Genomic DNA, 23,783 nt, shown 5'->3' with positions numbered 1-23,783 from the left:
TTAAAGGGGCTTGGCGTGAGGAATTAAACCCACTACTATCTGACTTTTCACGGTATCTGGAAAACCTCTCTCTAAATCTCTTTCCTTTTAGGCTACGGTGTACACACAAGTAGACCCAGAGTCAGTTTACAGGCGAAAAAGGTGGATTTCTCTCGTTCCCATGCTCTGCATAGGAATGGATTATTAGAGGCTGCCGCCTCTAGTCAGATATTAGACCTCTTGCAAAAGTGCTTTTTGCACTCTTGGGGAAAAGGTTTTGGTTAAAGGGGAAGGGGACAATACAAAACCTTTTCCCCTTCCCCCTTTTCCCGACTTATGCAAGAAGTCTATTGAGTCAGAGACTCAATGAATGCATTCCCAGTCTCCGACTGGGAACGAGTCAAGCCTTATCAAGCTAGGTTTTTAGGGCTTGTGTGTACACCGTAGCCTAAAAGGAGAGAGACTTTGAATTTCCCCCTTCCCGACACGGGCTATCCATTAGCCGGATCTTTCTTAACATTGCTGTAAATTAGACTCACAGGGGATTACAGAAACAAATAACGCCATCATGATTGACTTTAAAGACAGAAAATGCGCTAAGGTATAGTGCGATCGCGTAGCATGCCGGAGGTAATCGTTAACTACAAAGATGTCTTCGGAGAATCTGAGTAGAGAAGTTTCCAAGTGACAGCGATATCGTGTAATTGCCGCAGCCCAAGCCAAATGGTTTTCACGCCAAGTTCACCATCACCTCTTCGACCTAAAAAGTCACCAAGATGTGCAATCGTAAATATGATGGTGTGTCAGGTGAAGTAGGATTTTCATTTATAGTGGCACACAAGGATTGCCATTCACTCTTTTCTAAAACTGTGTCACATGACTCTTCATGTGCGATTAATTCAAAAACTTTTCCACGCATCTAACAAACATTTCCACACCCATTCCCAACGCCGTTTCGTCAAAATCAAACCGGGGATGATGATGAGGATACGCCAAATCTTTCTCTGGATTCGCAGAACCTAAAAAGAAATAGCAACCAGGAACCTCTTGCAAGAAAAATGACATATCTTCAGCAGCCATAGTTTGGCATTCTGGCACAATACCCAACGGTGTTTCTACTACTTCTTCTGCTACAGTTCGCACCAATTCCGCCATCTTCATATCATTAATTACTGGTGGATAAAGTGACCAGTATTCTAAGTCATAACTCGCACCATGACTTTGACAAATTCCAGCAATAATCTGCTCGACACGCTGGTTGAAAAAGCCTTTCAAACTAGGATTAAAATACCTGATAGTGGCACTCATTCTCGCTGTATCAGCAATCACATTCCGCTTGGTTCCAGCATGAAGTTCGCCCACTGTCACCACTGCTGAATCAATGGGATTCACATTCCGAGCGACAATAGTTTGCAAGGCATTCACCACCTGAGCTGCAACTACAACTGAATCCACTGTTTGATGTGGTAGTGCGCCGTGTCCACCTTTACCCAAAATTGTGCAGTTAAAGCACTCCACCGCTGCCATCAACGCCCCAGCCCGCACGCCGACTGTTCCCAAGGGCAAATTATTCCACAAGTGCAAACCAATAATCGCATCAACATCAGGATTCTTCAGAACTCCAGCTTCAATCATCGGCTTTGCGCCTCCTGGTGATTCTTCTGCTGGTTGGAAGATAATTTTCACGGTACCGGAGAAGTCTTGGCGATGCTGTTGCAGATAATAAGCTGTACCTAAAGCGATCGCAGTATGTCCATCATGTCCACAAGCGTGCATCACTCCATCATGCTGCGATTTGTAGGGCACTTCGTTAAGTTCTTGGATTGGCAAAGCATCCATATCCGCCCGAATCGCCAAAACTTTCTCTGCACCTAGTTTGTTACCCTTGATGGTGGCAACAATCCCAGTGTGAGCAATGCCAGTTTGATGATCAATCCCCCATTCTTGCAGCTTTTGTGAGACAAACTCAGCCGTCAGTTTTTCTTGAAAACCCAGCTCTGGTTGTTGATGCAATCGCCGCCGCCACTCTACCAATTGTGGTTGCAATGAACGGATCGAAAGTCGGATGTGAGATAGGTCAACAGAAGAGGGATTGGGAAAGGTAGAAACCATTATAAAGACAAGCTAGTTTAAGTAAAGCTAACTTAGGCAGCTAACTTAGTTTATTTTCTTAGTTTATCGTTCTGAATGTGTCAGTGTTTCCCAATCTAAATCTGATGCTACTTGAGCAAGTTTATCTAAATCAGTCAGGTTATCTAAATAGGGCAAGCAGCCTAAAACTGGCGTGTTAGTAAGTGATTGAATCAATTGGGGTGGTGTCCAGTCGGCTATTTCTGCATCCGTTCGGGGTTGTACGCAGTTGAGAACAATCCCTTTAAGATTGATGCGCGATTGTCTAGCTAATGCTACGTTCGCCACTGCTTGAGCGATCGCACCCAATCTCACTGGCACTACCAATACCGTTGGTAAACGCCATTCTCCCGCTAAGTCAGCTACCGTTAATTCCTCAGTGACTGGCGAACCTAACCCTCCTAAGGCTTCTACAAGCACAAAATCACGTTGCGATCGCAACTTAGACAAAGCTTGCCAAACTACTGCTAAATCGACTCGACGATTTTCCCGTGCTGCTGCGATGGGAGGGGCGAGAGGTGCTTGGAAGTACAAAGGTGTAATTTCATCTGCGGTTTGTTCTAGTGCAAATAGCTTTTGATACCATTCGCGATCGCCAATTCCCGATTGAATCGGTTTCATGATTCCCCAGCTACGCTGTGGGTAATATTTTTGCCAATAGGCTGCTAATGCTGTTGTTAAAACAGTTTTACCAGCTTCTGTATCAGTTCCAGTAATCAGTAGTGTGTTTAACATTAATTTCTTTGGCCAGAAAATGGTTGTGTTTCATCAACCGGCGGAAAAGTTGGCGTTTCACCAGTAGTCGGAAGTGGGGTAGGTGTCTCTGTCGGAATTGGAAAGGGTGTTTCTGTCGGAATTGGAAAGGGTGTCTCTGTCGGAATTGGAAAGGGTGTCTCTGTCGGAATTGGAAAGGGTGTCTCTGTCGGAATTGGGAGGGGTGTTTCTGTAAAAATTGGGGTAGGTGTTGGTTTGACTGGTTTTTCTAATGCAACATTGAGATTGTAATTGCTTTCGGTAACTCCTGAAACCAGTGTTAACTCAATACTATATCTACCAGTAACCAGTAATGTGCCTTCATAGGATGTTACTTGCTGGGCATTATTATCAATTGGTTGTTGATTGGGACTTAAGACTGTGAGCAAAACGCTGTTTCCTGGGTCAATCAACGTACTTAACTTGTCACCTTCCTGTCCAAAAAAAGTGTACCGGATTATTTGATTTGTTTTAAGAGTATCTTGAACTGCGGTTGTGTTATTAGATGCTCCTAGATTGAGGCGCTTACTAGATACAACAGGTTGATCGTTGGTGGGTGTGGGCGTGGATGTGAATGTAGTACCACCAGAAATCACTGGTGAAGGGAAATTTTGTGGAAGTGTCTCATCTGGGGTTTTCGACTGACTGCGGATGGAACTTACGAGTGCCCAAGAACCAAATCCCGCCACAATCACTACAGCAGTGGCAATTGCTGCGATCGCTAAAGGATTATCCAAGAGTGAACTAGGGGGACTTGGGGGTATCACAGGATCGGGTTGTTTCTTGGGCGAAGCTGCTGGTGGTACAAAATCAGGACGGCGGCCAACAGCCATTGTCTGCAAGTTAGATGTATTCAGGGAAGGAAGACTGACTTGCTGTAAAGGTTGTAGTGCTTGAGATACACTAGCAGCACTTTGGTAGCGATCGCTCGGTATATGATTCAACATTTGATTCAAAACCAGGGTCAATCGCGGATTAACTGTTACCCACCGCTGCCAATTCCAAGTTAGTTGGTTTTCGTCAAATAGATCCCTTGGTTCTTTACCAGTTAGCAAAACAATTGCACTCACCGCTAATGCATACAAGTCACTACTAGGATAAGCTCCCCCTGTTTGCATTTGCTCACTAGGAGAGTAGCCTAATTTGCCCACGGTAGTTTCTGGCATTGCACTCTCTGGCGATCGTAAACGCGTTGCCAGTTCTTTTACCACTCCAAAGTCAATTAACACAGGTTTAGCGTCACTATCTCGCAAAATAATATTTTCTGGCGAGATATCCCGGTGAATAATCCCTCGACTGTGAATATGCTCTAAAACAGGTAACAACAACTGAATCAGCTGCAATACTTCTGCCTCTGTGAAAGTTTGTCCCACAGCTTGACGTTCAGCCAGCAAAGTTTGGTACGTTTGACCTGCAACGTAGTCCTCCACCAAAAATAAACGTTGGTCTTGCTCAAATCTTTCCCGGAATTTAGGGACTTGTGGGTGTTCAATTTGATATAAAATGGCGGCTTCTCGATGAAAAAGCTCTTGCGCCTTCTCCCAAGCCAAAGCCTCCGTTGCTGTTGAAATCAATTCCTTGATCGCGCAAAGTTCGTTAAAGCGCCTCTGGTCTTCTGCCAGATAGGTTCTACCAAATCCCCCTTGTCCGAGAATTTGAATTATGCGGTAACGGTTTTGCAAGACAGTGCCAACTGTAATCGGTGGTTGCATGATCGAATCATTGAGTGTATTAGCAACTGAAGAGGCAGTCACCCACAAAGATTAAATCCAAGAGGCGACAGACAGTTACCTGCGGCAATATTCTACTATACTCAACGGGTACACCCCCACCAGAGCAAGGTTGTTTCGTACTGTATAACTTACAGAGTCTGCAATCTCCAATTCAATTTTTCTTCTTGGGAAAACGATAAATTTTGAAATATGTAAAATTAACTTGAGAATCCAGGTTATACAAATCACTCATCTCTTTTTCAATCAATCCTTTGGGAAATAGATGTTCCCGATTAACTACGATCAAAACTGTGTCTGCACTATTTGTTAATTTTTCAATTTTTTCTGCAAAATTTTCATCAGTAATGCCTTTTCTTAACTGATTACCTAAATTGTGTGCATCCAGAGTTAGAGGATCACCATAGTATTTAAATAATCTGAGATTGCCAAATAAAACTACAGATTTTGTCGAAGAAGAACGATTTTTTATAATGTACTGGATTGTAGAGCGGTAGTCATCTTTCTGATAGTCATCATTAAAGTAGTAATTACAAAGAGAATAAATATTCATAACTATCAGAGATATGACAGCGATTTGAGCAAACTTAGACACTCCGTAGCGCTTTGACCTAATACCAGTCCTTTGACTCAAAGCTGATGGGATAAGCATGGCAAGTGGGAACCAAAGATAATAAGAGTGACGCGGTACCCAATTAAATTTGGTAACAATAGCTAAGAGCAATCCTAGTAAAAATGTCATAACAAAAACAGAAGCAAAGAAGCAATCAGGATGCTGCTCTCTGTTATTTTTTTTGTGTCTCAATAAAACTTTTATTAAAGCCAGAAAAATTACACTACCGACAATCACCAATAAAAGTATGTGAGGCCAGTAACGAAGCACAACCTGTACTTTATCATCGCCTCGCAACTGTTCCATTGAAGGTCCATAAGTTGTTCCCACTAAAATTCCATGTAACACAAAAATAATATTTTGAATGATGGGGAATCCCAATCGAGAAACTGAAATGCTTTCTGGATCAGTTGCTCCAGATAAAGACAGATAATATAATACTGGCGGTAAAGATAAAAACCCCGCAGGCAGCCACCATTGCAGCCATTGTCTTAAATTTCTATAGATAACAATATGAGATAGACATAGAGCTATAGTGGAAAAGCAGAAGTTAATATTAGTAAAAATTCCTATAGCGGTAAAAATACTGAATAGCAATATTGAAATACCTAGATCACCTTCGCTTTTAACTAATACCTTGCTGAAGAAATATAGTTGAAGTGAAGCTATAAACATTGCTAAGGCATAAATTCTTGCTTCTTGGCTGTAGTAAATACAAAAAGAACTGAATGTCAGGATTAGCAAAGACCATAAAGCGTGCTTTTTTCCATATATCCGCAAAGCAGTAAAGAATATAACAATAGTTGAGCTAATTCCTAAAAGAGTAGAGAGTGAGCGAAGGGCAAATTCACTTTCACCAAATATCTGACGCCACAAAAAGAGAACTATAAAGTATAGTGGTTGAAATCTATCACTATTTCCTACGGCTCTTACGTTCGCAATGCTCTCTTGAAGTGTCGAGGAATCAGAAAGAGTTAACGTTAAGCCTTCATCATACCAAAGACTCTGTTTCCCTAACAGAAAAAAGCGCAGAAAAACACCCAAAATAATTACTATTAAAACAGAGAGATAATATCTTGACCATCTCTGGTTTAACATTTTAATCATATTTTTGTTTCTTTTTAATGACACTAAATTAATCATTACTGCACACCTTATTTAAATCCAATTTTCGTAACAAGTAATCAAGCAAGTTCTTCAAATAAATGTAATGAATTAAGCGTAGTTTATTAGTAATGTTAGGATAAAAGTTTTTTATACTGACAATTTTAATTACATAATTTATCTATTCTTAAAACACTAGAACACCAATTCAGTAATCCTGGAAGAACCCCTCCATCTTGGCGTAAGCCTGCCGTTAGGCATAGCAAAGAGGGGAGTTTGGCTCCCCCTTTCCTGCTAGGGAAGGGGGCTGGGGGGTTAGGTTTTTGATTACTGAATCGATGCTCTAGTCAATGCTTACCTAAAGCAATTGCCCCGATACCGCTCAACATCAAACCCGCTCCTAACCATTGCAAAACTAAGATTTTTTCTCGCAAAATTACAGCACCAGTAATCATTGTGAATATAATTGTTAACCCTATTACCACTGGATAGGCGACAGATAAATTCAGCTTTCCTAAAACTACTACGTAAAAAATCGTACTCAGACCATAACTACAAATCCCTCCTAGTAAATAGATATTTAAAGGATTTTGTCCTGCTCCTAGTTTCAAGAGATTTTGAGCAAGTGTATTTAACCCTACTGTGATTAGAATCAGTAAACTAAAAACTATCTGGTTATTCATGGTGAAAATTTAGTCACTTTACAAGGCGATATTTTTTGATAAAAAGAGTAATTTACAATTTATAAGAAGCTTTCATAGCCAGCAGCACCGTCAAAATTCCAAAGTTCTTCTCCAGATGGATAAGGTATTTGCACCCATTTGCTAGCAAGTTTTTCCCACCATCGAGGCGGGTGCGGTAGGCTAGCAACTTGTATGTAGCCACATCCACAAAGTAGTGCTCCTACAAAATCAGTATGTAAACTATCACCAATGACGAGTACATGTTTTGCTGGTAACCGCATATAAGCTATTGCCTGTCGAAATGCAGGGGGAAAGGGTTTTTTCGCTGGACTGAGCGCTGGAATATCAAGACGATGAGACCAATATTTGACGCGATAGCGACGTTTACCATTTGAGAGGATAAAAAATTGCAATCCGGCTAACTTGGCTTGTGTAATCCAATCTTCTGCACAAGGAGATAGGTAGCGATCATCTTCAGAAATAATAGTGTTATCTAAATCGAGAATTATTCCTTTAACACCACAAACCTTGATTTCGTCAATTTTTATTTGAGCGAGTGTATGGACATGTTGTGGAAGCTTATGGCGTTTCTGTTTAAAACCCAATTTGCGCCACTTCATCAAAAAAACCTTGAAATTTTTCATCCACAAATTCCCTTGCCAAACCAAAATTCTGCTATTAACTCATTTACTAGATTTATGCGATCAGCCCTTGGTGTTTGAGTAAAAGAATCACAAAGCAAGCTATCACCCAACTAATAACAGTTAATAGGATGGGTAAATCTTTCAATAAAACTTCTTCCGGCCTTTCACTGCTTCCACCTTGCTCTATAGTGTTTTCACTAGAACTGGCAATCACCTGAGGATCACTCAGCAGTTGATAGCGAAAAATTCCATACAAAACAAACGGCAAAGTGATTAGCATCCAAGAGGTGCGTGCTCCATGCAAGTAAGGGCCTGCGCTCCAAAGAGCATAGGTGACAACCGTACAAGTAGTTACGACATTTTCCATGCGAGCAAGCAGAGGCAAGGAATAGTATTTGAGGACAGAGCGAGGTTTGTTGCCTTTAATTTGTGCTAACCGTAGTTCTGCTTTGCGTTTTTCAATACCTAAGAATAGCGCCAGCATTGCAGTGCAGATTAAAAACCAACTAGATAAAACAATTCCGGTAGCAGCAGCTCCGGCATAGGCTCGTAGGACAAATCCGGTAGCGATCGCCCCAACATCTAAAATCACCATCCGTTTGAGTCGCAGATTATAGGCGATCTGCAACAGGGCGTATGCAGTTATGGCTGCACCCAACTGAGGCGATCGCAACCACCCCAAAATCAGAGCACTACTCAACAACACTAATGCCATCCCAGCAGCAACACGGATACTAACTAATCCAGCGGCAATTGGCCGCTTACATTTAACAGGGTGTTCACGGTCAGATTCAACATCTGCGATATCATTGATTAAGTAGAAGCCACTTGATGCACAGCAAAATAATACAAATGCCAATAAGCTACCTAGCAGAGATTGCAGATTAATACTAAATGCAAACAATGGTGCTGCAAACACCACCAGATTTTTTGTCCATTGTCGCGGTCGCATCGCAGCTAGATAGTACGGCGACTTCTTGGAACTAGTTACTATGGCAGTTAAAGATTTCTCTACTACTGAAGTCCGTCGAGAGTCCATAAGTATATTTTCCGCTTTTATGTCTCAGGAAAATTAGAGGGAACAACTTTATCTAGATTTAATTAAAATTTGTTTCAGTAAAAAATTTTAAGCATTTTTACTTAACATCTAAGATGATATTACCCTGATGATATTACCCTTGTTAAGTAATGTTTTGGGAGTATAAAAATATCTTTAATCAATCTTTATTCAAACTTTATTAAAACTTTATCTAAAAATTTTCCTGTGTGTGGGTGGATTGTCTCTACTGCGAGTGACTTCTAAATTATGTAATTGTCGTTTTTGTCAATGCTAATTACTGGAATAATAAAATACATTTAATATACTTAGTCGCAGGTGCTATACTGTATGAGAACAAACTTCAATATCACTTAAGTTGTAAATGCTTTACTGTCAGCTATAAATGAGGTAGTTAGAAGAACCTAGCATACCAATGTTTACCTCAACCCAAAAAATTTGAACTATAGACCTAGTGGACGGTCTTGATGTCAGTTAAGCTATCAATAGCTTGTTTGCCAAGAAGATTAGACAATTAGCAAATGATAATTTTATGGAAAAATGTTTAAATTTTGTATGGAAGTTTCAACAAAACTCACAGATGTTTTTTTAGGCGATTTCTCGGTTAAATCTATTAAATCTCTAACTATAGTATTGTTATGAATGCACATAGAGGATCTGCTGTGCTCAGTTCTGCAACTTTCAAAGTGCAACCATCTGCAACGGGACTGACCGAGAATCATCGCCTGCGGCTGTTTTCTGGCTCTGCCAATATACAGCTGTCTCAAGAAGTTGCTCGTTATGTGGGCATGGACTTAGGGCCAATGATTCGCAAAAGATTTGCGGATGGAGAACTTTACGTTCAAATCCAAGAATCGATTCGGGGTTGTGATGTCTATTTAATCCAGCCATGTTGTCAACCCGTGAACGATCATTTGATGGAATTATTAATTATGGTTGACGCTTGTCGTCGAGCTTCTGCGCGGCAGGTGACAGCAGTAATTCCATACTACGGTTATGCCCGTGCTGATCGCAAAACGGCAGGACGAGAGTCAATAACCGCCAAGCTGGTTGCTAACTTGATCACTGAAGCAGGTGCCAACCGCGTTCTAGCAATGGATTTGCACTCCGCTCAAATTCAAGGCTATTTCGATATCCCCTTTGACCATGTTTACGGTTCGCCAGTATTGCTGGATTATCTAGCAAGCAAACAACTCCCCGATCTTGTGGTTGTTTCCCCTGATGTTGGCGGTGTAGCACGAGCCAGAGCATTTGCGAAAAAACTCAATGATGCCCCACTGGCGATTATTGACAAACGTCGTCAGGCACATAATGTTGCAGAAGTTTTAAACGTCATCGGCGATGTTAAAGGCAAAACGGCAGTGTTGGTGGATGACATGATTGACACTGGGGGCACGATCGCTGAAGGAGCGCGATTACTGCGTGAAGAAGGAGCGCGTCAGGTATACGCCTGTGCAACTCATGCAGTGTTCTCTCCACCAGCGATGGAGCGGTTATCCAGTGGCTTGTTTGAGGAAGTCATTGTTACAAATACAATTCCCATACCAGAAAACAATCGTTTTCCACAACTAGTGGTGCTGTCAGTAGCTAATCTTTTAGGAGAAACTATCTGGCGGATTCATGAAGATACTTCAGTCAGTAGTATGTTCCGCTAGCCAATACAAAGACTGTCATTTGTATTATGGGCGTAAATTACCCACATTGTGCTCTTGATCGGGCACAGTGTGGGTTTTTAGCATTTTTAAACTTTCTTTACTGTGATTACAACACAAATAGTTCAAGCTGCCAAGGTGGTTTACAGAAAACTCTTTCTACCCCTGCTTCCCCTCCCTTACCGATACAGCCAAACCCGGAGTAGTGAAAGCAGTTGCTCAGTATCTACAGGTTTGGTGATGTAGTCAGAGGCTCCAGCTTCGATGCACTTTTCGCGATCGCCTGGCATGGCTTTAGCAGTTAAAGCAATTATTGGTAAGGAACGAAACTGTTGTTGTTGGCGGATGGCGCGGGTAGTTTCGTAACCATCCATTTCCGGCATCATGATGTCCATCAAAACTATATTAATCTCAGGATTAGTTTGCAGTCTCTCTATGCCATCTCTGCCATTTTCGGCAAACAGCACTTGCATTTGATAGCTTTCTAAGAAGCTGGTAAGAGCAAAAATATTTCGCAGGTCATCATCTACAATCAAAATTTTCCGATTAGCCAGCACCGGGTCAGTTTGGTGTAGTTGCTCTAGCATTTGCCGCTTTGGTGGCGGCAAATTTGCCTGCACTCGATGTAAAAACAGGGCAGTTTCGTCTAACAACCGCTCTGGCGATCGCACATTTTTAATGATAATTGTCTCTGCGAGTCCCCGTAGTTGGGTTTCTTCTTGTCGGCTAAGTTCTTTGCCGGTGTAAACGATGATCGGCAGTTTTAAAAGCCTGGGTTCTTGCTTTATTTGCTCAATTAGTGTAAAGCCGCTCATATCGGGCAGACCAAGATCCAGTACCATACAATCAAAGTGATGCGATCGCAAAATTGAGAGAGCTTCTGCCCCCGTACCCACTGCTGTACTGTGGACATCGCCATTACCGATCAGTTCGATAATACTTTGGGCTTGTACGGGGTCATCTTCTACGATGAGGAGATTTTTTACCTGACGCTCAATAAAGCCTTTAATCTCAGTCAATACTTGAGTTAGCGCTTCTGGAGAAACGGGTTTTTGGAGATAGGTAATCGCGCCTAGCTGTAATCCCCGTTGTTGTCTTTCATCAACAGAAAGTATATGTACTGGTATGTGTCTAGTATCTGGGTTATGTTTCAGACGATCTAGCACCGTCCAACCATCCATCTCTGGCATATGGATATCTAGCATAATTGCATCGGGCTTAAACTGTTGCGCTAGTGCTAGACCTTGTTTGCTCTGTAAAGCAACAATGGTTTTAAATCCCTGCTCACGGGCCATATCTAGTAAGATGCGGGCAAATTTATCATCATCCTCGATAATTAGCAAAATGCGATCGCCTGGTTGAATTATTTCCCGGTCGTCTGGAATTTCGCTGATGAAGGTGCTAAGTACTTTCGCGGTTGGAGAGATATCTACAGTTGTGGATCTATTTTCGACCCTTGGCACTTCTTTTATGATCGACGCTGTGCGGATAGAGGTGGTTAACTCAGCGGGTGGTGTAGTGAGAGTATTTTGAATATTCTTTTCCTGTCGCCTAGGCAAGTAAAGGGTGAAGGTGCTTCCCTGCCCTGGTTGGCTGACTAGTTCAATTCTTCCGCCCAACAGTTGAGCCAGTTCGCGGCTGATGGACAAGCCCAAGCCAGTTCCGCCGTACTTGCGGCTGGTTGTGCCGTCTGCTTGTTGAAATGCCTCGAAAACAATCTTCTGTTTCTCGGCTGGAATGCCTATGCCCGTGTCGCTAACTGCAAAAGCAATCATGGGATTATCAACTGCGGCTGTCTCATCTGTCATGCGAATTTGTAACTTTACGCTTCCCTGTTCCGTAAATTTAAAGGCATTAGCTAGGAGATTTTTCAGCACTTGTTGCAGACGTTTGGAGTCGTTATAAATTGTCGGTGGTAACTTCTCATCCCGTTCAATAGTAAAATTGAGTTCTTTATTGTGCGCAAGCTGCCGGAAAGTCTGCTCTAAAGATGTTTCCAAATCTGCAAGAGCAATTTGCTCAATATCGAGCGACATAGTACCCGACTCAATTTTTGCCAAATCTAGAATGTCATTAATTAATTCCAGCAAATCAGTCCCAGCCGAGTAAATAGTCCGGCTGTACTCTACCTGTTTGTCGGTCAAGTTGTTAAGAGAGTTATCTGCTAGCAGCCTTGCTAAAATTAACAGGCTATTTAGCGGTGTTCGTAACTCGTGGGACATATTCGCGAGAAATTCCGACTTATATTTGGAAGACAAGGCCAGTTGTTCCGCTTTTTCTTCTAAAGACTTCCTCGCCCGCTCAACTTCCTGGTTCTTGCGAGCAACTTCCCGATTTTGAACTTCTAACAACTCTGCCTTTTCTTCTAGCTCTTCATTTAGTTGTTGTAATTCTTCGTTAGACTGCTTGACAAGAAATTGCGATTCCTCTAATTCGTGCGCCTGTTCTTCTAGGCGTTGATTGCTCTGTTGTAGTTCTTCTTGCTGGCTTTGCAGTTCCTCTGTTAAAGCAACAGACTCTTCAAGTAGTTGCTGGGTTTGAAATTGTGAGGCGATATTATTTAAAAATACACCAAGAATTTCACTCAATTGCTCTAAAAATGTCAGATGCAGATAGCTGAAAGGCCCAAATGAAGCAAGTTCAATTACAGCACTCACTTCTGCCTCAAATATTATGGGCAACACAATAATATTTAGCGGTGGAGCTTCTCCCAAGCCGGAACTGATGCGGATATAGTCACTAGGTACTTCTGTGAGGAGAATTCTTTGTTTTTCTAGGGCGCATTGTCCCACCAATCCCTCGCCCAACCGAAACTGATTTGCCAGATTTTTGCGCTCTTTATAAGCATAACTACTCAACAACTTTAGTGTAGGCTCGTCGTCTATGGAGTCCATCACATAAAAAACGCCCTGCGATGCCCCAACCAGTGGTGCTAAATTCGACAATATTAAGCGAGACGCACTTTCTAGATTTCGATGCCCTTGGAGCATCTGGGTAAATTCAGCCAAATTAGACTTTAGCCAGTTTTGCTCGTCATTTTTTTGAGTTGTGTTTTGCAGATTAACGATCATCTGGTTGAAAGTGCGCGTCAACACGCCAATTTCATCCTGGCGATCGCTATCTGGTAAACTCACCGATAAATCCCCATCCGCCATTCTTTCTGCCAAATCAGAAACTTGTTTCAGCGGTGCTGAAATATGTCTGGTCAGGGCGAATCCGATCAAAGCTAAGACTAAAGAAAAGAAGGGAATACTATAGACAATACTAGCGATCGTTTTTTGAGCAGCTGCTTGCGCTGTTTGAGAGCGCTGTTTCAGCAATGCATTTTCCTCAGTTTTCATTGCCTGGATAACTTTCTGAATCTTATCCATCAGCTGCTTACCCTGATCTGTCAGGACAGCTTTCTGGGCAGATTCTAAGCCTTGGATTTGCCGTAGGTCGATGACATCTTTCATTACAGCCATTCTCTCGGTTATTAGTGGCTGCAAAATATCAAGCCGATTTTGTTGGTTGGGGTTATCTGCCGTTAATCTTTGAAGTTCTTTGAATTTTTGATTCAGTAATTGAATGGCAGCATTATAAGGTTCTAAATAGCGCTGTTCTCCAGTAATAATGTAACCGCGTTGTCCAGTCTCAGCATTTGTCAGTTGCAAGTTAAGGTCTTCAAGCTGACTTAACACCTGGTAGGTATGGCTTTCTTTGCGTGAAGTTTCAATTAGCTCATTGGTGCTTTGGTATGAGATTAGACCGATGGTGGTCAGAGTTGCCAAGCTCAGGGCAAAACTAATTCCAATTTTGGTTCCAATCTTCAAACGTTTCAACATTACTCCAGGCAGTTAATTGCAATTATTTATATTTTTGGCACTAACTATTGGGATTATATTTTAGCTATACAAATTTATGAAGATTTCGTTTACATGCCATATCTCTATTTTTTTGCACGCTAAATAATATTACTTGCATCCTTTAATTAAATACTAAATACATTTATTTATATTATTTAACCCTTTCATCAAAAAATATATTAAATAATCTAATTTTCTAACAATTTGATAATTAGCGTAACATTAAATCTTGAGATAGCGTAGCTTCTTTCAAAAGAAGCACCCATACATTGTTTTAATTGAATCTTGTGGTGGATAATTAAATGCTTGTTATTAGATTATAAATTTAATAACAGACTTTAACTAAAAAAGGGTGGTTTTTATGAGTACAGCCCTTGACCTAACAATTCCAAAATTTTGTAAAGGACAAAAGGTAGAATTTATTGGTGGATTGGGAACCATAATACAATACTGTCTTAACTCTGGATACTGGTCGTATCTTGTAGAAATGGAAATGGGTTCAGAGCCAGAAATGGGTAGGATTGGTTGTGAAACTACAATTTTACTATTTGAAACAGATATGATCTTACCCCAAGACGAGACTGTTGTAGCTTAAATTTCAGCTTAAAATGATCTTTTGAGCAAAAAGTCATTGGAGTATATTAAGTAATTTAACGAGCGCTCAATATTTTCTTGTGATGGTTAAGCAACTTTTAGAACTGATAAAAAGCCTATATCCTACAGTAAGCACAAAGCTCTAATACGGAATTTACAATTTCTATACTGCAAGCCTTTCATTGATTTGGAATGGGTAGTTTACTTACGCCTTACTCTACTGCATAGTAATGGAGAAGCCGAATAGTGAAAATTAAGCTCATTCAACCATAATTTTTATAAATGTTAAATATATATTGTGCTTATTGATGTTATATGCAACATCAATATTATTGTATATAACAATACAGTTCAGTCATAACCTAATTTCCGCCAAATCAATATACTTTCCTAACAATTTCTGGGAACATGCACAATTCTGTTATGGTGTCAAACCCCTTAAGATTAACTTTGAGGTTTAACTAATGCTTATCGGGGAAGCTGTTTTAAGGAGAATTCAGTATTAACCTAAGCCTATTGACTAATAACCTCGCGATCGCTTCTAGTTGCATTAACTACGGATTGGTTATAGATCCGAAAATATTGAATTTTGTTACTCTCTAAAATAGCTCTTGCACCTGCCATGTAAATATCAGTACTATTTATGACTAATAGGTAATTGCCAAGAGCCACTTGATCTTCATAATGTTTGCCTAGATTATCAGGAATTCCTAAAGTAGTGTAGTCATTTTTAAAACTGCTGATATCTACCTCAGCAAGACCATTAAGCGTGTTTATATCCTTAGCAATCACCGAGACTTGACTCATCGGAAAGCCAGCAGTTTTAAGTTCAGTAAGTGCTTTTTCTGTGTCTTGGCGAGTAGAAAAAACACCAACTGCATTTTTATAGCGGCTATTTGGGGTCAAGTATGGTTCATACATGCTAAACCCTTGAATATCAAGGCGATTAAAAATCCTCTTAGCAACACGAATCTCTATGTCTATGCCGGTTACCATCACTAAATAGTAACCTTTACTAACTAGATCGCTGTAATCCTGTACTTGCTCTTTAGGAATTCCTAAACCTAGCAACACACCATGCAAACTATCAGCCGCTGCATTGATCGCACCACCTGTTAAAGTGGTAGCGATCGCTGTTGCTTCCGCTCCGGCTAGCATAACTCTGCCTATACCAGGAATTACCCAAAGGACTAAACCGACTAATAAGCCAGTAAGACCGTTTAAAGCACCACCAGTATTTTCTGAGGATGTATTGCCAGTGCGCTTTTTAACTTCAACACCAGCAATATCACTTTGTTGTGCTGCATTCCGTGCAATTACAGAAACTTTGTGCATCGGGAAATTAGAAGCTTTTAGTTCCTGAAGTACCAATTGTGCATCGGAACACTTAGCGAAAACTCCTATAGTTCTTCGCTCTTTTTCTAATGTCATTTTATCGGTTTGTTGCAGCTTGAAATGATTCCCAATAGTATTAGCTAATTTGAGGCAATTACACAGCTCGACGAGTCAGTAAACCCCAAAGGAAAATCAGTAGCATAGCGCCAAGAACAGCAAATAAAATACTTCCAAGGGATAAGGCTCCTACAGATGCGGCGGCTGCCGAACCACTTCCTAGCAAAGTTTGACCCAAATAACCTCCAACTACGGCTCCAAGGATTCCTAATACAATGGTGGAAAGAATCCCGCCACCTTGGGTTCCTGGATAAAATAACTTAGCTAATGCACCTGCAATTAAGCCTAAAACCAGCCAAGCAATAATGTTACCCATAAAATTTCTCCTTCCTTGAGAATCTGTTTTTTTTGCTTTTGACTATTTCATATTAAAGTTTGCCCACAAAATTCCTGATCTATCTAGAGAACTAATATCAAAAATCTTTAGATATCATTTGAATATTCACCAGGTCGTCTTTGAGGATGAATATATGAATTATTCATAATAATGTATTTCCCAACATAAGAGTGAGAACTCGACTTAAAAATTATGCTTGTCCTAAAATATCAAGCAGATAATTCTGTAGATTCAATTATTCACAAGAAGGTAAGTAGATATTTGAATTTGCAATTTTCTGAAAGCGATATGAGCATTTCAAGACTCAGGACTGAGGACTAAAGAAAGAGCTAGTTGATAGAGTTGGCGACGGGGAAGGGAGGTAAATTTTGCTAACTGACGGCTAGCTTGCGATCGCGATATTCCCTGACTAATTAACTGCTTCAATTCGGCTTTCAATTCCTCTTCTGTCAATTGTGGCTGACTGGCTGGAATTCCCGCCACTACTAACGTATATTCACCTTGGGGTTCTCGTTGGCTGTAGTGAGCGATCGCTTCGGCAATTGTCCCCCGCCAAAATTCTTCATACAATTTTGTTAACTCCCGCCCTAGCACAATTTGGCGATCGCTTCCCCAAACCTCTGCTAAGTCTTGCAAAGTATCTCGCAAGCGGTGGGGCGATTCGTAAAAAATTAATGTGCGAGATTCTGTTTGCAGAGATTCTAAATGTTCTTGTCTCTGTTGACTTTTTGCTGGGAGAAAGCCTTCAAAGACAAACCGATCTGTTGGTAATCCTGCTGCACTCAAAGCGGTAATTGCTGCACTAGCGCCTGGAATGGGAACTACTGGAATCCCCACTTCAATACAGGCTTTCACCAGTTCATATCCAGGATCGGAAATCCCTGGCATTCCAGCATCACTCACTAGAGCGATCGCTTTATTGTTGACTAAATGCTCTAATAATTCTGGGATGCGGCTGGTACGATTATGTTCGTGGTAACTCACCTGGGGAGTTTTAACTTGAAAATGCTGTAGCAGTTTCCCTGTATGACGAGTGTCTTCCGCAGCAATGATATCCACAGTCTGCAAAATTCGCACCGCCCGAAAGGTTATATCTTCCAGGTTGCCAATTGGTGTGCCGACAACATAAAGTGTTCCTGGTTTTGGATCGGTTTGCATGAGGGAAAGTTAGGAGTTTGTAGAGACGCGATTCATCGCGTCTGTGTAGGAGAGACAGGAGAGACGCGATGAATCGCGTCTGTACAAGAGTTAAAAATAATTACGAACATATATGACGAATGGATAATCTAAAATCCAAAATTCAAAATTCAAAATCGGATCGTGGATTATTTGTAGGTTTAGTAACCTTAGATTTGATCTACCTTGCTGACTCTGCCCCTAAAAATAATCAGAAGATTGTTGCTACTGACTATACTGTAGCGGCAGGGGGGCCAGCAACAAACGCGGCTGTAACTTTCAATTATTTAAAAAATCAGGCTACAGTCTTGGGTATAGTGGGTTCTCACCCAATGACACAGCTAATTCGAGGTGACTTGGCAAATTACAAAGTTGCGATCGCAGACCTTGAGCCTACCACTGATTTAGCACCGCCTGTCTCCTCAATCATTGTTACCCAAGCCATGGGTGAACGAGCTGTAGTTTCCATCAATGCTGTTAAAACTCAAGCCAGCAGCGCATCTATCCCGCCAGATATTTTGCAAAATATCGATATAGTACTGATTGATGGACATCAGATGGCGGTTAGTTATTTCATAGCTCAAATGGCTAAAGCCAAGAATATCCCAGTAGTAATTGATGGTGGTAGTTGGAAACCCGGATTTGAGCAAATTCTGCCTTTTGTAGATTACGCTATCTGTTCGGCTAATTTTAATCCTCCCAATTGCCAAACTGGAGAAGACGTTTTTGCCTATCTGAGTGGATTTGGCATTCCTCACATCGCTATTACCCACGGACAAAAACCAATTGAATACTTGAGTTGCACTAAAACTGGTATCGTAGATGTGCCGCAGATTCAAGCGGTTGATACATTAGGGGCTGGAGATATTTTCCACGGTGCTTTCTGTGATTACATTTTAAGGGAAAGTTTTACTAATGCACTGGCACTGGCAGCTAATATTGCTGCTGATTCCTGTAAATTTTTTGGTACTCGGCGCTGGATGAATTTAAAGGGCTGAGTAGTCAGGTTAATAAAATTATATAAGGTCAAATTTAATGAAAGACTTACAAGAAATATTAGCGATCGCTCGTGAGGTAGGTTGGGGCGCAGCAGATATACTGCGATCGTATTATCACGGCACTGCAAAAGATCCTAACTTAGAAGTCCAATATAAACAGAATGAGCCTGTTACCGTTGCCGATATAGCTGTGAGTCAATACATTTTGCAGAGGCTACAAGCAGCTTTGGGTAACGAAGATTTTGCCTATATCAGTGAAGAAACTTACCAATCGCCAAGTCCGGGCGCACAGCCTTCCGCCCCTTGGGTATGGATAATTGACCCTTTGGATGGCACACGAGACTTTATCGAAAAAACTGGGGACTATGCAGTTCACATTGCCTTAATCAAGGAAACACGCCCAGTTTTGGCAGTGGTGGCAGTACCAGAAGCTAAAAAGTTATATTACGCTATCAAAGGCGGGGGTACATTTGTAGAAACCCCTGATGGTTCTGTTCCTTTACAAGTGTCGTCAGGTAAACCAGTTGAGGATTTAACCTTAGTTGTTAGTCGCTCTCACCGTAACCAACGCTTAGATTATTTATTACAAAACTTACCCTGTCAAAATCATAAATCCGTGGGTAGTGTAGGCTGCAAAATCGCCACCATTGTGCAGCAACAGGCAGATATCTACATTTCTCTTTCCGGCAAGTCTGCGCCCAAAGATTGGGATATGGCAGCACCAGAACTGATTTTAACAGAAGCTGGTGGTAAATTTACCCACTTCGACGGTACTTCGTTGCAGTACAACACTGGTGATATCAATCAATGGGGAGGTTTGTTGGCTAGTAATGGTGAATATCACGAAGCACTATGCAAGCAAGCGGAAAAGATTTTAGCGCAGTTCGAGCATAGCTAAATGGGGCATTTGAGGATGAATATTTTTTAATTTGCTTTTAATACAGTTAGTCATGGTATGATTAGCCCCAATACCGATAATAATCTTTACCCCTTAGTCCACAGCTTAATTTTCAAAACACTAAATACCTGGGCGATCGCTAGTTAATTCCGATTTCCTGTTAAAAGTGTAACTTTTATAGTACAACCAACAAAAGCCAGTCTTTGGAAAGTCTGCAAACCTGCCCTAAAGGTTTGATTTGTGAATAAAATTCACTATAAGACGATTTTCAAAGGCTGAAGGCTGTGCTACACTCATGGACATAAAGATTATTTTCGGTTGAGTAACTCGTTTTGATTTCTAAAAACCGTCTCTCCGAATTTAAGTCTCTACACTCCCTGAATTCGGAGATTTATATGTCAATTTACGTCGGAAACCTGTCCTATCAGGTTACAGAAGAGGACTTAAAGCAGGCTTTTGCAGAATACGGAACAGTAAATCGTGTTCAACTACCCACAGATCGGGAAACAGGCCGGCCTCGTGGGTTCGCTTTTGTGGAAATGGAATCAGACACACAAGAACAAGCTGCCATTGATGCACTTGATGGTGCTGAGTGGATGGGACGTGACTTGAAAGTGAACAAAGCTAAACCTCGTGAAGAAAGAAGCAGTTCTCCTCGTGGTAGCTGGGGTGGCGGTAATGCCCGCCGCAACAATAATCGCTACTAAGTCGATTCGTTAAAGTTTCACATTTAGAGTCTCCAGCAGATAAAGCCAAAGGCTCCACTCTGCTGGAATATTTTATTTTGTATCTAGCTTTAAACTATTCATCCACATTAAGGAGGAATGAGAATGACACAAGTAGTTTTAGGGGAGAATGAAGGTATTGAATCAGCCTTGAGAAGATTTAAACGGGAAGTTTCTAAAGCAGGAATTTTCCAGGATATGAGAAAAAAGCGTCACTTCGAGACACCAATAGAAAAAGAGAAGCGTAAAGCAATTGCTAGGCACAAGCAACGTCGTAATCAACGTTCTCGCTTCAATTAACAAGTCTAAGCAAATTTGCCCTTCAATTTCACATCCAGCCAGCATCTCTTCATTGTTGTCATATCTCCGGCACACCACAAGGAATTACGCATATATAAACAACACTGTTCCTAGTAGCACTCTGCTTCCTTTCAGCGCTACTATGCGTATATGTTTTCAATTGCATGAAGTAGGTAGGCATAATTAAACATACAATTAAATCTTAGTTCTAGTGAACAACTCATCGCTCATAGCAAGGTTTATCAGGACTAAAGTCCTTACTACAAACTTTAATTTATTTGTGCTTCGCTACTTAGAGCAATTCCTAGGGGTGCACATCTGTACGTCCCTACTTTATACCTGATTCCACAAAGAAGCACTATAGTTTGTTGGGTTCCATTTGCGGAACTTGCAGCAATAAAAATGTATTCTTCCTATATACCCATAAAGTATTGTAGATATCGTTAGTCTAGTCTACAATTCTTAACTTTAAATTTTCAGGAAAATGTTACGACTTTATCATTTATTGCTAGGTTCTATTTTACTGGTGTCAATACCACTGGGGGCCAAATTTGTTCTCCCCCAATTTTCTCTACCCAAAGTGGTAAAGTCCCCTGCTGTTGCAAAACTTCCCAACCCTAATGAGGGAAATATCTGGCAGAAAATCCTGGGAAATACTGCTGCTCCAACTAACTGGCAAGTTGCTGCTTGTGAGGGAAATGCACCTCTGTTGTGTGTCTTTTCTAAAGGGAAACGTTTGGGTACAGTTGAGATTAACATTTACCCACTAGTAAACAATGAGGATTTCCAAAAGAAACTTGTAGCAGCGGGTATTCCCAATAGTTCCCAGGTGGACTACCAAAGTTCCAAATACCAAACCCAGGTATTACCAGCCCTCAAGGCTTGGGTTGCAGACCACTACGCTGCTTTTGCTAAAGACCGTCAGGGTGAATATGGAAAAGAGATTAGTTTTTCAGCCTACCCACCGCAACCAGTAGCTGTTGGTAAGCTTCAGGGAATTCGCTATGGGTTCGCCGGACTCAAACAACAAGGTGAAGTACAAGAGCAACATATCGGCCATGTTGCCTTTGATGGCAGTAAACTTTACGTAATTACCACTGCCTTTGATCCAGGTACGCAAACAGGTAAGTTTGAGAAACTAGAAAACTTGGCTATTTTTCAACCTTACTTATATGCGATCGCAGCAGATTTGCGTTTACCCTGATAGGGATTGGGGATTGGGAAATCTTATCTTCCTAGTCCCTAGTCCCCACTCCCCATTAACCTAAATCTCAGCCACCGCTCGTTCAATCAAGCGACGTGCTAAAGTTTGCGTGCCGGTGTGCTCATAATAATTCGTTGCTACATCTAGGAACGCTGCGAGGTAATCTAACTTGTCATCAGCAATATCGGCAAAACTTTGCAAGTTGTGGACAACCTTTTGTGGCGTTAAATTATTGGCGCTAACTAGCCCATTCATCCAACCTTTAACTGAGTCAAAACTTTCGCCGATAAAATTGAGTTTACTGCCAGCATTGTTCCCTGGAATCACATCTTTGATGTTTTGGAAAGTGGAGTTTTTTTCTAATTCCTGTGGATTTGTTTGATTAAGGCCAGATATCGCTTTGCTAATGAAGTCTGGGCCTAAGGGTATCAAACCATCAACGCAAACTAATGCCACCATACGGATGAGCGATTCACCACTATACTCACTTAAAGAGGCAACAAAATCGCCAATGCTGTCTCCAGGAATGCCGTTAATTTGGCAGAAGGCTACCAATTCAGCCACTAATTTTAATGTCAGATCGATTGTTTGGGCTTTGTCAGGTTTGGGAGTGACAGAGTTTAAAAAACCCAACAGAGGAATTTTCTCACCGACTTTGTTAGCTAAAGCTGCTGCACCAAGCGCTTTATCTGTACTATCAACGGTTTGATATAACCACAAGGCTGTTTGGTATCCTTGAGATTTGTCGTTGAATAAATAAATTGCTCTTTCACCAATTTGCTGAATTAAATCTTCGTCATCTTCGCCAGTGACGGTCTTAATAGTGTTGACAAAGCCGACAGTATTTTGCCACTCTCCAGGAGTAACAAAATCGAGGGACTTCAACATAGAAATGGTCAGGCCACCGGTTGGTAATTGATCAACCAACTCAAAAATCGATTTGCTCACAAAAATCTCCTTATTTAGGTTTTATTATCTAAATGTTCGTAGTGCAAATCATTTCAGTTTAGCCAGACCATTAAGATTAAACTTCTCTAGCCAATCTGCGCGATCGCTAGCTGTAAATGACGGAACGCGGGAAAGTATTTTTACTTGGTACTTACCTACCAAAATTGCAGTTTGCGTCTTACCAACTTCTACTGCGGGATAACCGCCAATTTTTTTGGTGCTCTTCGAGAACTTTGCTGCTGCGTTTGTGCTGGTGGTATCAGAAATAGACAGCATCGCTATATCTTTACCGCCTTTTTTCAACTTCGCTTCCGCAAAGCCTTTTTTCTCTTGGGTATAGACGCGTTGATAGCCATCGCCTGCATCAGGAAAAAGTTTATTAAATTCGCTACCCTGAGTTGCGGTTTTAGCCACCGCTTGACCCTTTCTTTGTTGAGTGCTTTCTTTTTGCACCTGGTCAAAACGTCCAGGTGTTTTTGGACTACAGGCTGTTGTCAGTAATACCACTGACAGTAGCAAAGCAGCTACTACCCTACGCCCACGATGTAAAATCATTATTGGCTTCTCCTTATAATTGAGCTTTGAGGCAATTATCTGCGCTGCTAGCAATTATTACCCGTAAAATTTACTTTTTGATAATTATTGCCTAAGTTCTAAACTATAGCGGTCTAGTTTTGATATAACACCCATCATTTTGCACTTCAAAAAAACGTACTAATTAACCCAATGCAAAAACGCCCCCCCTTTCGGGAGAGCGTCTTTTACTTATAGATAATCGTGAAAATTGTATCTCAGATTATGATTAACCGTTGATAGCAGGAGCAGTCAGAGCTACAGGAGCAACATCACCAGCAGCCAAATCTAGGGGGAAGTTGTGAGCGTTGCGCTCGTGCATTACTTCCATACCCAGGTTAGCCCGGTTGATTACATCTGCCCAAGTGCTGATAACGCGACCTTGAGA

General features: G+C 41.3%; 20 protein-coding genes and 2 pseudogenes. 7 read left to right on the top strand and 15 right to left on the bottom strand.

What is annotated here, in order from left to right; genetic code table 11:
- Positions 1–620 precede the first annotated feature (620 nt).
- The 8 genes and pseudogenes from ACEYW6_RS28270 to ACEYW6_RS28235 all read right to left on the bottom strand — a co-directional run.
- A pseudogene (locus ACEYW6_RS28270) lies at positions 621–764 on the bottom strand (IS4 family transposase); the annotation flags it as partial.
- A 109-nt stretch (positions 765–873) separates the two neighbouring features.
- Positions 874–2,091 (bottom strand): M20 family metallopeptidase, encoded by a 1,218-nt coding sequence (locus ACEYW6_RS28265; protein ID WP_412982352.1) that lies wholly within the window; start codon positions 2,089–2,091, stop codon positions 874–876.
- A 63-nt stretch (positions 2,092–2,154) separates the two neighbouring features.
- Positions 2,155–2,844 (bottom strand): dethiobiotin synthase, encoded by a 690-nt coding sequence (bioD, locus tag ACEYW6_RS28260; protein ID WP_412982351.1) that lies wholly within the window; start codon positions 2,842–2,844, stop codon positions 2,155–2,157.
- The gene (locus ACEYW6_RS28255) at positions 2,844–4,574 is read right to left on the bottom strand and encodes a protein kinase domain-containing protein (protein WP_412982350.1); all 1,731 of its coding nucleotides are present in this window, start codon (positions 4,572–4,574) and stop codon (positions 2,844–2,846) included. Before ACEYW6_RS28255 ends, bioD begins: the two co-directional genes overlap by 1 nt.
- 172 nt (positions 4,575–4,746) lie before the next feature.
- Positions 4,747–6,348 (bottom strand): glycosyltransferase family 39 protein, encoded by a 1,602-nt coding sequence (locus ACEYW6_RS28250; protein ID WP_412982349.1) that lies wholly within the window; start codon positions 6,346–6,348, stop codon positions 4,747–4,749.
- 308 nt (positions 6,349–6,656) lie between these two features.
- Positions 6,657–6,992, bottom strand: coding sequence for an SMR family transporter (locus ACEYW6_RS28245; protein WP_190895734.1), 336 nt, complete (start codon positions 6,990–6,992; stop codon positions 6,657–6,659).
- 59 nt (positions 6,993–7,051) lie between these two features.
- A complete protein-coding gene (locus tag ACEYW6_RS28240) occupies positions 7,052–7,636 on the bottom strand; it encodes a YqeG family HAD IIIA-type phosphatase (RefSeq protein ID WP_196512297.1) in 585 nt (194 codons plus the stop codon).
- Between the two features lie 52 nt (positions 7,637–7,688).
- Positions 7,689–8,696, bottom strand: a complete 1,008-nt coding sequence (locus ACEYW6_RS28235) for a decaprenyl-phosphate phosphoribosyltransferase (RefSeq protein WP_412982365.1) — start codon at positions 8,694–8,696, stop codon at positions 7,689–7,691.
- Between the two features lie 635 nt (positions 8,697–9,331).
- On the opposite strand from ACEYW6_RS28235, the gene ACEYW6_RS28230 reads away from it, so the two are divergent.
- The gene (locus ACEYW6_RS28230; RefSeq protein WP_190895737.1) at positions 9,332–10,348 is read left to right on the top strand and encodes a ribose-phosphate pyrophosphokinase; all 1,017 of its coding nucleotides are present in this window, start codon (positions 9,332–9,334) and stop codon (positions 10,346–10,348) included.
- Between the two features lie 176 nt (positions 10,349–10,524).
- On the opposite strand, the gene ACEYW6_RS28225 is transcribed toward ACEYW6_RS28230, so the two are convergent.
- Positions 10,525–14,169: a response regulator gene (locus tag ACEYW6_RS28225; RefSeq protein ID WP_412982348.1), complete on the bottom strand. Its 3,645-nt coding sequence runs from the start codon at positions 14,167–14,169 to the stop codon at positions 10,525–10,527.
- Between the two features lie 382 nt (positions 14,170–14,551).
- Between ACEYW6_RS28225 and ACEYW6_RS28220 the strand changes: the two genes are divergently transcribed.
- Positions 14,552–14,785, top strand: a complete 234-nt coding sequence (locus tag ACEYW6_RS28220) for a hypothetical protein (RefSeq protein ID WP_412982347.1) — start codon at positions 14,552–14,554, stop codon at positions 14,783–14,785.
- A 512-nt stretch (positions 14,786–15,297) separates the two neighbouring features.
- Here the strand turns inward: ACEYW6_RS28220 and ACEYW6_RS28215 are convergent.
- The 3 genes from ACEYW6_RS28215 to rsmI all read right to left on the bottom strand — a co-directional run bounded on the left by ACEYW6_RS28215 (position 15,298) and on the right by rsmI (position 17,731).
- The gene (locus ACEYW6_RS28215) at positions 15,298–16,215 is read right to left on the bottom strand and encodes a hypothetical protein (RefSeq protein ID WP_412982346.1); all 918 of its coding nucleotides are present in this window, start codon (positions 16,213–16,215) and stop codon (positions 15,298–15,300) included.
- Positions 16,216–16,273: 58 nt separating this feature from the next.
- On the bottom strand, positions 16,274–16,552 hold the full coding sequence (locus tag ACEYW6_RS28210; protein ID WP_412982345.1) for a GlsB/YeaQ/YmgE family stress response membrane protein: 279 nt from the start codon (positions 16,550–16,552) through the stop codon (positions 16,274–16,276).
- A gap of 318 nt (positions 16,553–16,870) precedes the next feature.
- Positions 16,871–17,731 carry a 16S rRNA (cytidine(1402)-2'-O)-methyltransferase gene (gene rsmI, locus ACEYW6_RS28205; RefSeq protein WP_412982344.1) on the bottom strand — a complete coding sequence of 287 codons (861 nt, stop codon included), beginning with the start codon at positions 17,729–17,731 and terminating at the stop codon, positions 16,871–16,873.
- Between the two features lie 119 nt (positions 17,732–17,850).
- On the opposite strand from rsmI, the gene ACEYW6_RS28200 reads away from it, so the two are divergent.
- From ACEYW6_RS28200 to ACEYW6_RS28180, 5 genes are all read left to right on the top strand, one after another.
- The gene (locus tag ACEYW6_RS28200; protein ID WP_412982343.1) at positions 17,851–18,747 is read left to right on the top strand and encodes a sugar kinase; all 897 of its coding nucleotides are present in this window, start codon (positions 17,851–17,853) and stop codon (positions 18,745–18,747) included.
- Between the two features lie 37 nt (positions 18,748–18,784).
- Complete coding sequence (locus tag ACEYW6_RS28195) at positions 18,785–19,645, top strand: 3'(2'),5'-bisphosphate nucleotidase CysQ family protein (protein ID WP_412982342.1); 861 nt, start codon at positions 18,785–18,787, stop codon at positions 19,643–19,645.
- A gap of 395 nt (positions 19,646–20,040) precedes the next feature.
- Positions 20,041–20,352, top strand: coding sequence for an RNA recognition motif domain-containing protein (locus tag ACEYW6_RS28190; protein ID WP_094348369.1), 312 nt, complete (start codon positions 20,041–20,043; stop codon positions 20,350–20,352).
- 123 nt (positions 20,353–20,475) lie between these two features.
- A complete protein-coding gene (gene rpsU / locus ACEYW6_RS28185) occupies positions 20,476–20,670 on the top strand; it encodes a 30S ribosomal protein S21 (RefSeq protein WP_190895748.1) in 195 nt (64 codons plus the stop codon).
- Between the two features lie 484 nt (positions 20,671–21,154).
- A complete protein-coding gene (locus ACEYW6_RS28180) occupies positions 21,155–21,874 on the top strand; it encodes a hypothetical protein (RefSeq protein ID WP_412982341.1) in 720 nt (239 codons plus the stop codon).
- Between the two features lie 60 nt (positions 21,875–21,934).
- Here ACEYW6_RS28180 and ACEYW6_RS28175 read toward each other — a convergent pair whose 3' ends face one another.
- The 3 genes and pseudogenes from ACEYW6_RS28175 to ACEYW6_RS28165 form a co-directional block, all read right to left on the bottom strand.
- Positions 21,935–22,822 carry a hypothetical protein gene (locus ACEYW6_RS28175; RefSeq protein WP_412982340.1) on the bottom strand — a complete coding sequence of 296 codons (888 nt, stop codon included), beginning with the start codon at positions 22,820–22,822 and terminating at the stop codon, positions 21,935–21,937.
- A 48-nt stretch (positions 22,823–22,870) separates the two neighbouring features.
- On the bottom strand, positions 22,871–23,377 hold the full coding sequence (locus ACEYW6_RS28170) for a hypothetical protein (protein ID WP_412982339.1): 507 nt from the start codon (positions 23,375–23,377) through the stop codon (positions 22,871–22,873).
- A 247-nt stretch (positions 23,378–23,624) separates the two neighbouring features.
- Positions 23,625–23,783 (bottom strand): annotated as a pseudogene (locus ACEYW6_RS28165) (photosystem II q(b) protein); the annotation flags it as partial.

Origin of the sequence: Nostoc sp. UIC 10607, from assembly GCF_047228265.1 — a bacterium.
GTDB lineage: Bacteria > Cyanobacteriota > Cyanobacteriia > Cyanobacteriales > Nostocaceae > Nostoc > Nostoc foliaceum_A.
Note: the sequence above shows the minus strand (reverse complement) of the source record. Positions and strands in the feature narration are given on the sequence as shown.

Excerpts from the sequence above, each read along its gene's own strand:
- ACEYW6_RS28210 (WP_412982345.1), bottom strand. The coding sequence starts at position 16,552 with ATGGGTAACATTATTGCTTGGCTGGTTTTAGGCTTAATTGCAGGTGCA.
- ACEYW6_RS28170 (WP_412982339.1), bottom strand. The coding sequence starts at position 23,377 with ATGATTTTACATCGTGGGCGTAGGGTAGTAGCTGCTTTGCTACTGTCA.
- ACEYW6_RS28225 (WP_412982348.1), bottom strand. The coding sequence starts at position 14,169 with ATGTTGAAACGTTTGAAGATTGGAACCAAAATTGGAATTAGTTTTGCC.
- bioD (WP_412982351.1), bottom strand. The coding sequence starts at position 2,844 with ATGTTAAACACACTACTGATTACTGGAACTGATACAGAAGCTGGTAAA.
- rpsU (WP_190895748.1), top strand. The coding sequence starts at position 20,476 with ATGACACAAGTAGTTTTAGGGGAGAATGAAGGTATTGAATCAGCCTTG.
- rsmI (WP_412982344.1), bottom strand. The coding sequence starts at position 17,731 with ATGCAAACCGATCCAAAACCAGGAACACTTTATGTTGTCGGCACACCA.
- ACEYW6_RS28265 (WP_412982352.1), bottom strand. The coding sequence starts at position 2,091 with ATGGTTTCTACCTTTCCCAATCCCTCTTCTGTTGACCTATCTCACATC.
- ACEYW6_RS28230 (WP_190895737.1), top strand. The coding sequence starts at position 9,332 with ATGAATGCACATAGAGGATCTGCTGTGCTCAGTTCTGCAACTTTCAAA.
- ACEYW6_RS28215 (WP_412982346.1), bottom strand. The coding sequence starts at position 16,215 with ATGACATTAGAAAAAGAGCGAAGAACTATAGGAGTTTTCGCTAAGTGT.
- ACEYW6_RS28245 (WP_190895734.1), bottom strand. The coding sequence starts at position 6,992 with ATGAATAACCAGATAGTTTTTAGTTTACTGATTCTAATCACAGTAGGG.
- ACEYW6_RS28250 (WP_412982349.1), bottom strand. The coding sequence starts at position 6,348 with ATGATTAATTTAGTGTCATTAAAAAGAAACAAAAATATGATTAAAATG.
- ACEYW6_RS28195 (WP_412982342.1), top strand. The coding sequence starts at position 18,785 with ATGAAAGACTTACAAGAAATATTAGCGATCGCTCGTGAGGTAGGTTGG.
- ACEYW6_RS28180 (WP_412982341.1), top strand. The coding sequence starts at position 21,155 with ATGTTACGACTTTATCATTTATTGCTAGGTTCTATTTTACTGGTGTCA.
- ACEYW6_RS28255 (WP_412982350.1), bottom strand. The coding sequence starts at position 4,574 with ATGCAACCACCGATTACAGTTGGCACTGTCTTGCAAAACCGTTACCGC.
- ACEYW6_RS28220 (WP_412982347.1), top strand. The coding sequence starts at position 14,552 with ATGAGTACAGCCCTTGACCTAACAATTCCAAAATTTTGTAAAGGACAA.
- ACEYW6_RS28200 (WP_412982343.1), top strand. The coding sequence starts at position 17,851 with ATGGATAATCTAAAATCCAAAATTCAAAATTCAAAATCGGATCGTGGA.
- ACEYW6_RS28190 (WP_094348369.1), top strand. The coding sequence starts at position 20,041 with ATGTCAATTTACGTCGGAAACCTGTCCTATCAGGTTACAGAAGAGGAC.
- ACEYW6_RS28240 (WP_196512297.1), bottom strand. The coding sequence starts at position 7,636 with ATGAAAAATTTCAAGGTTTTTTTGATGAAGTGGCGCAAATTGGGTTTT.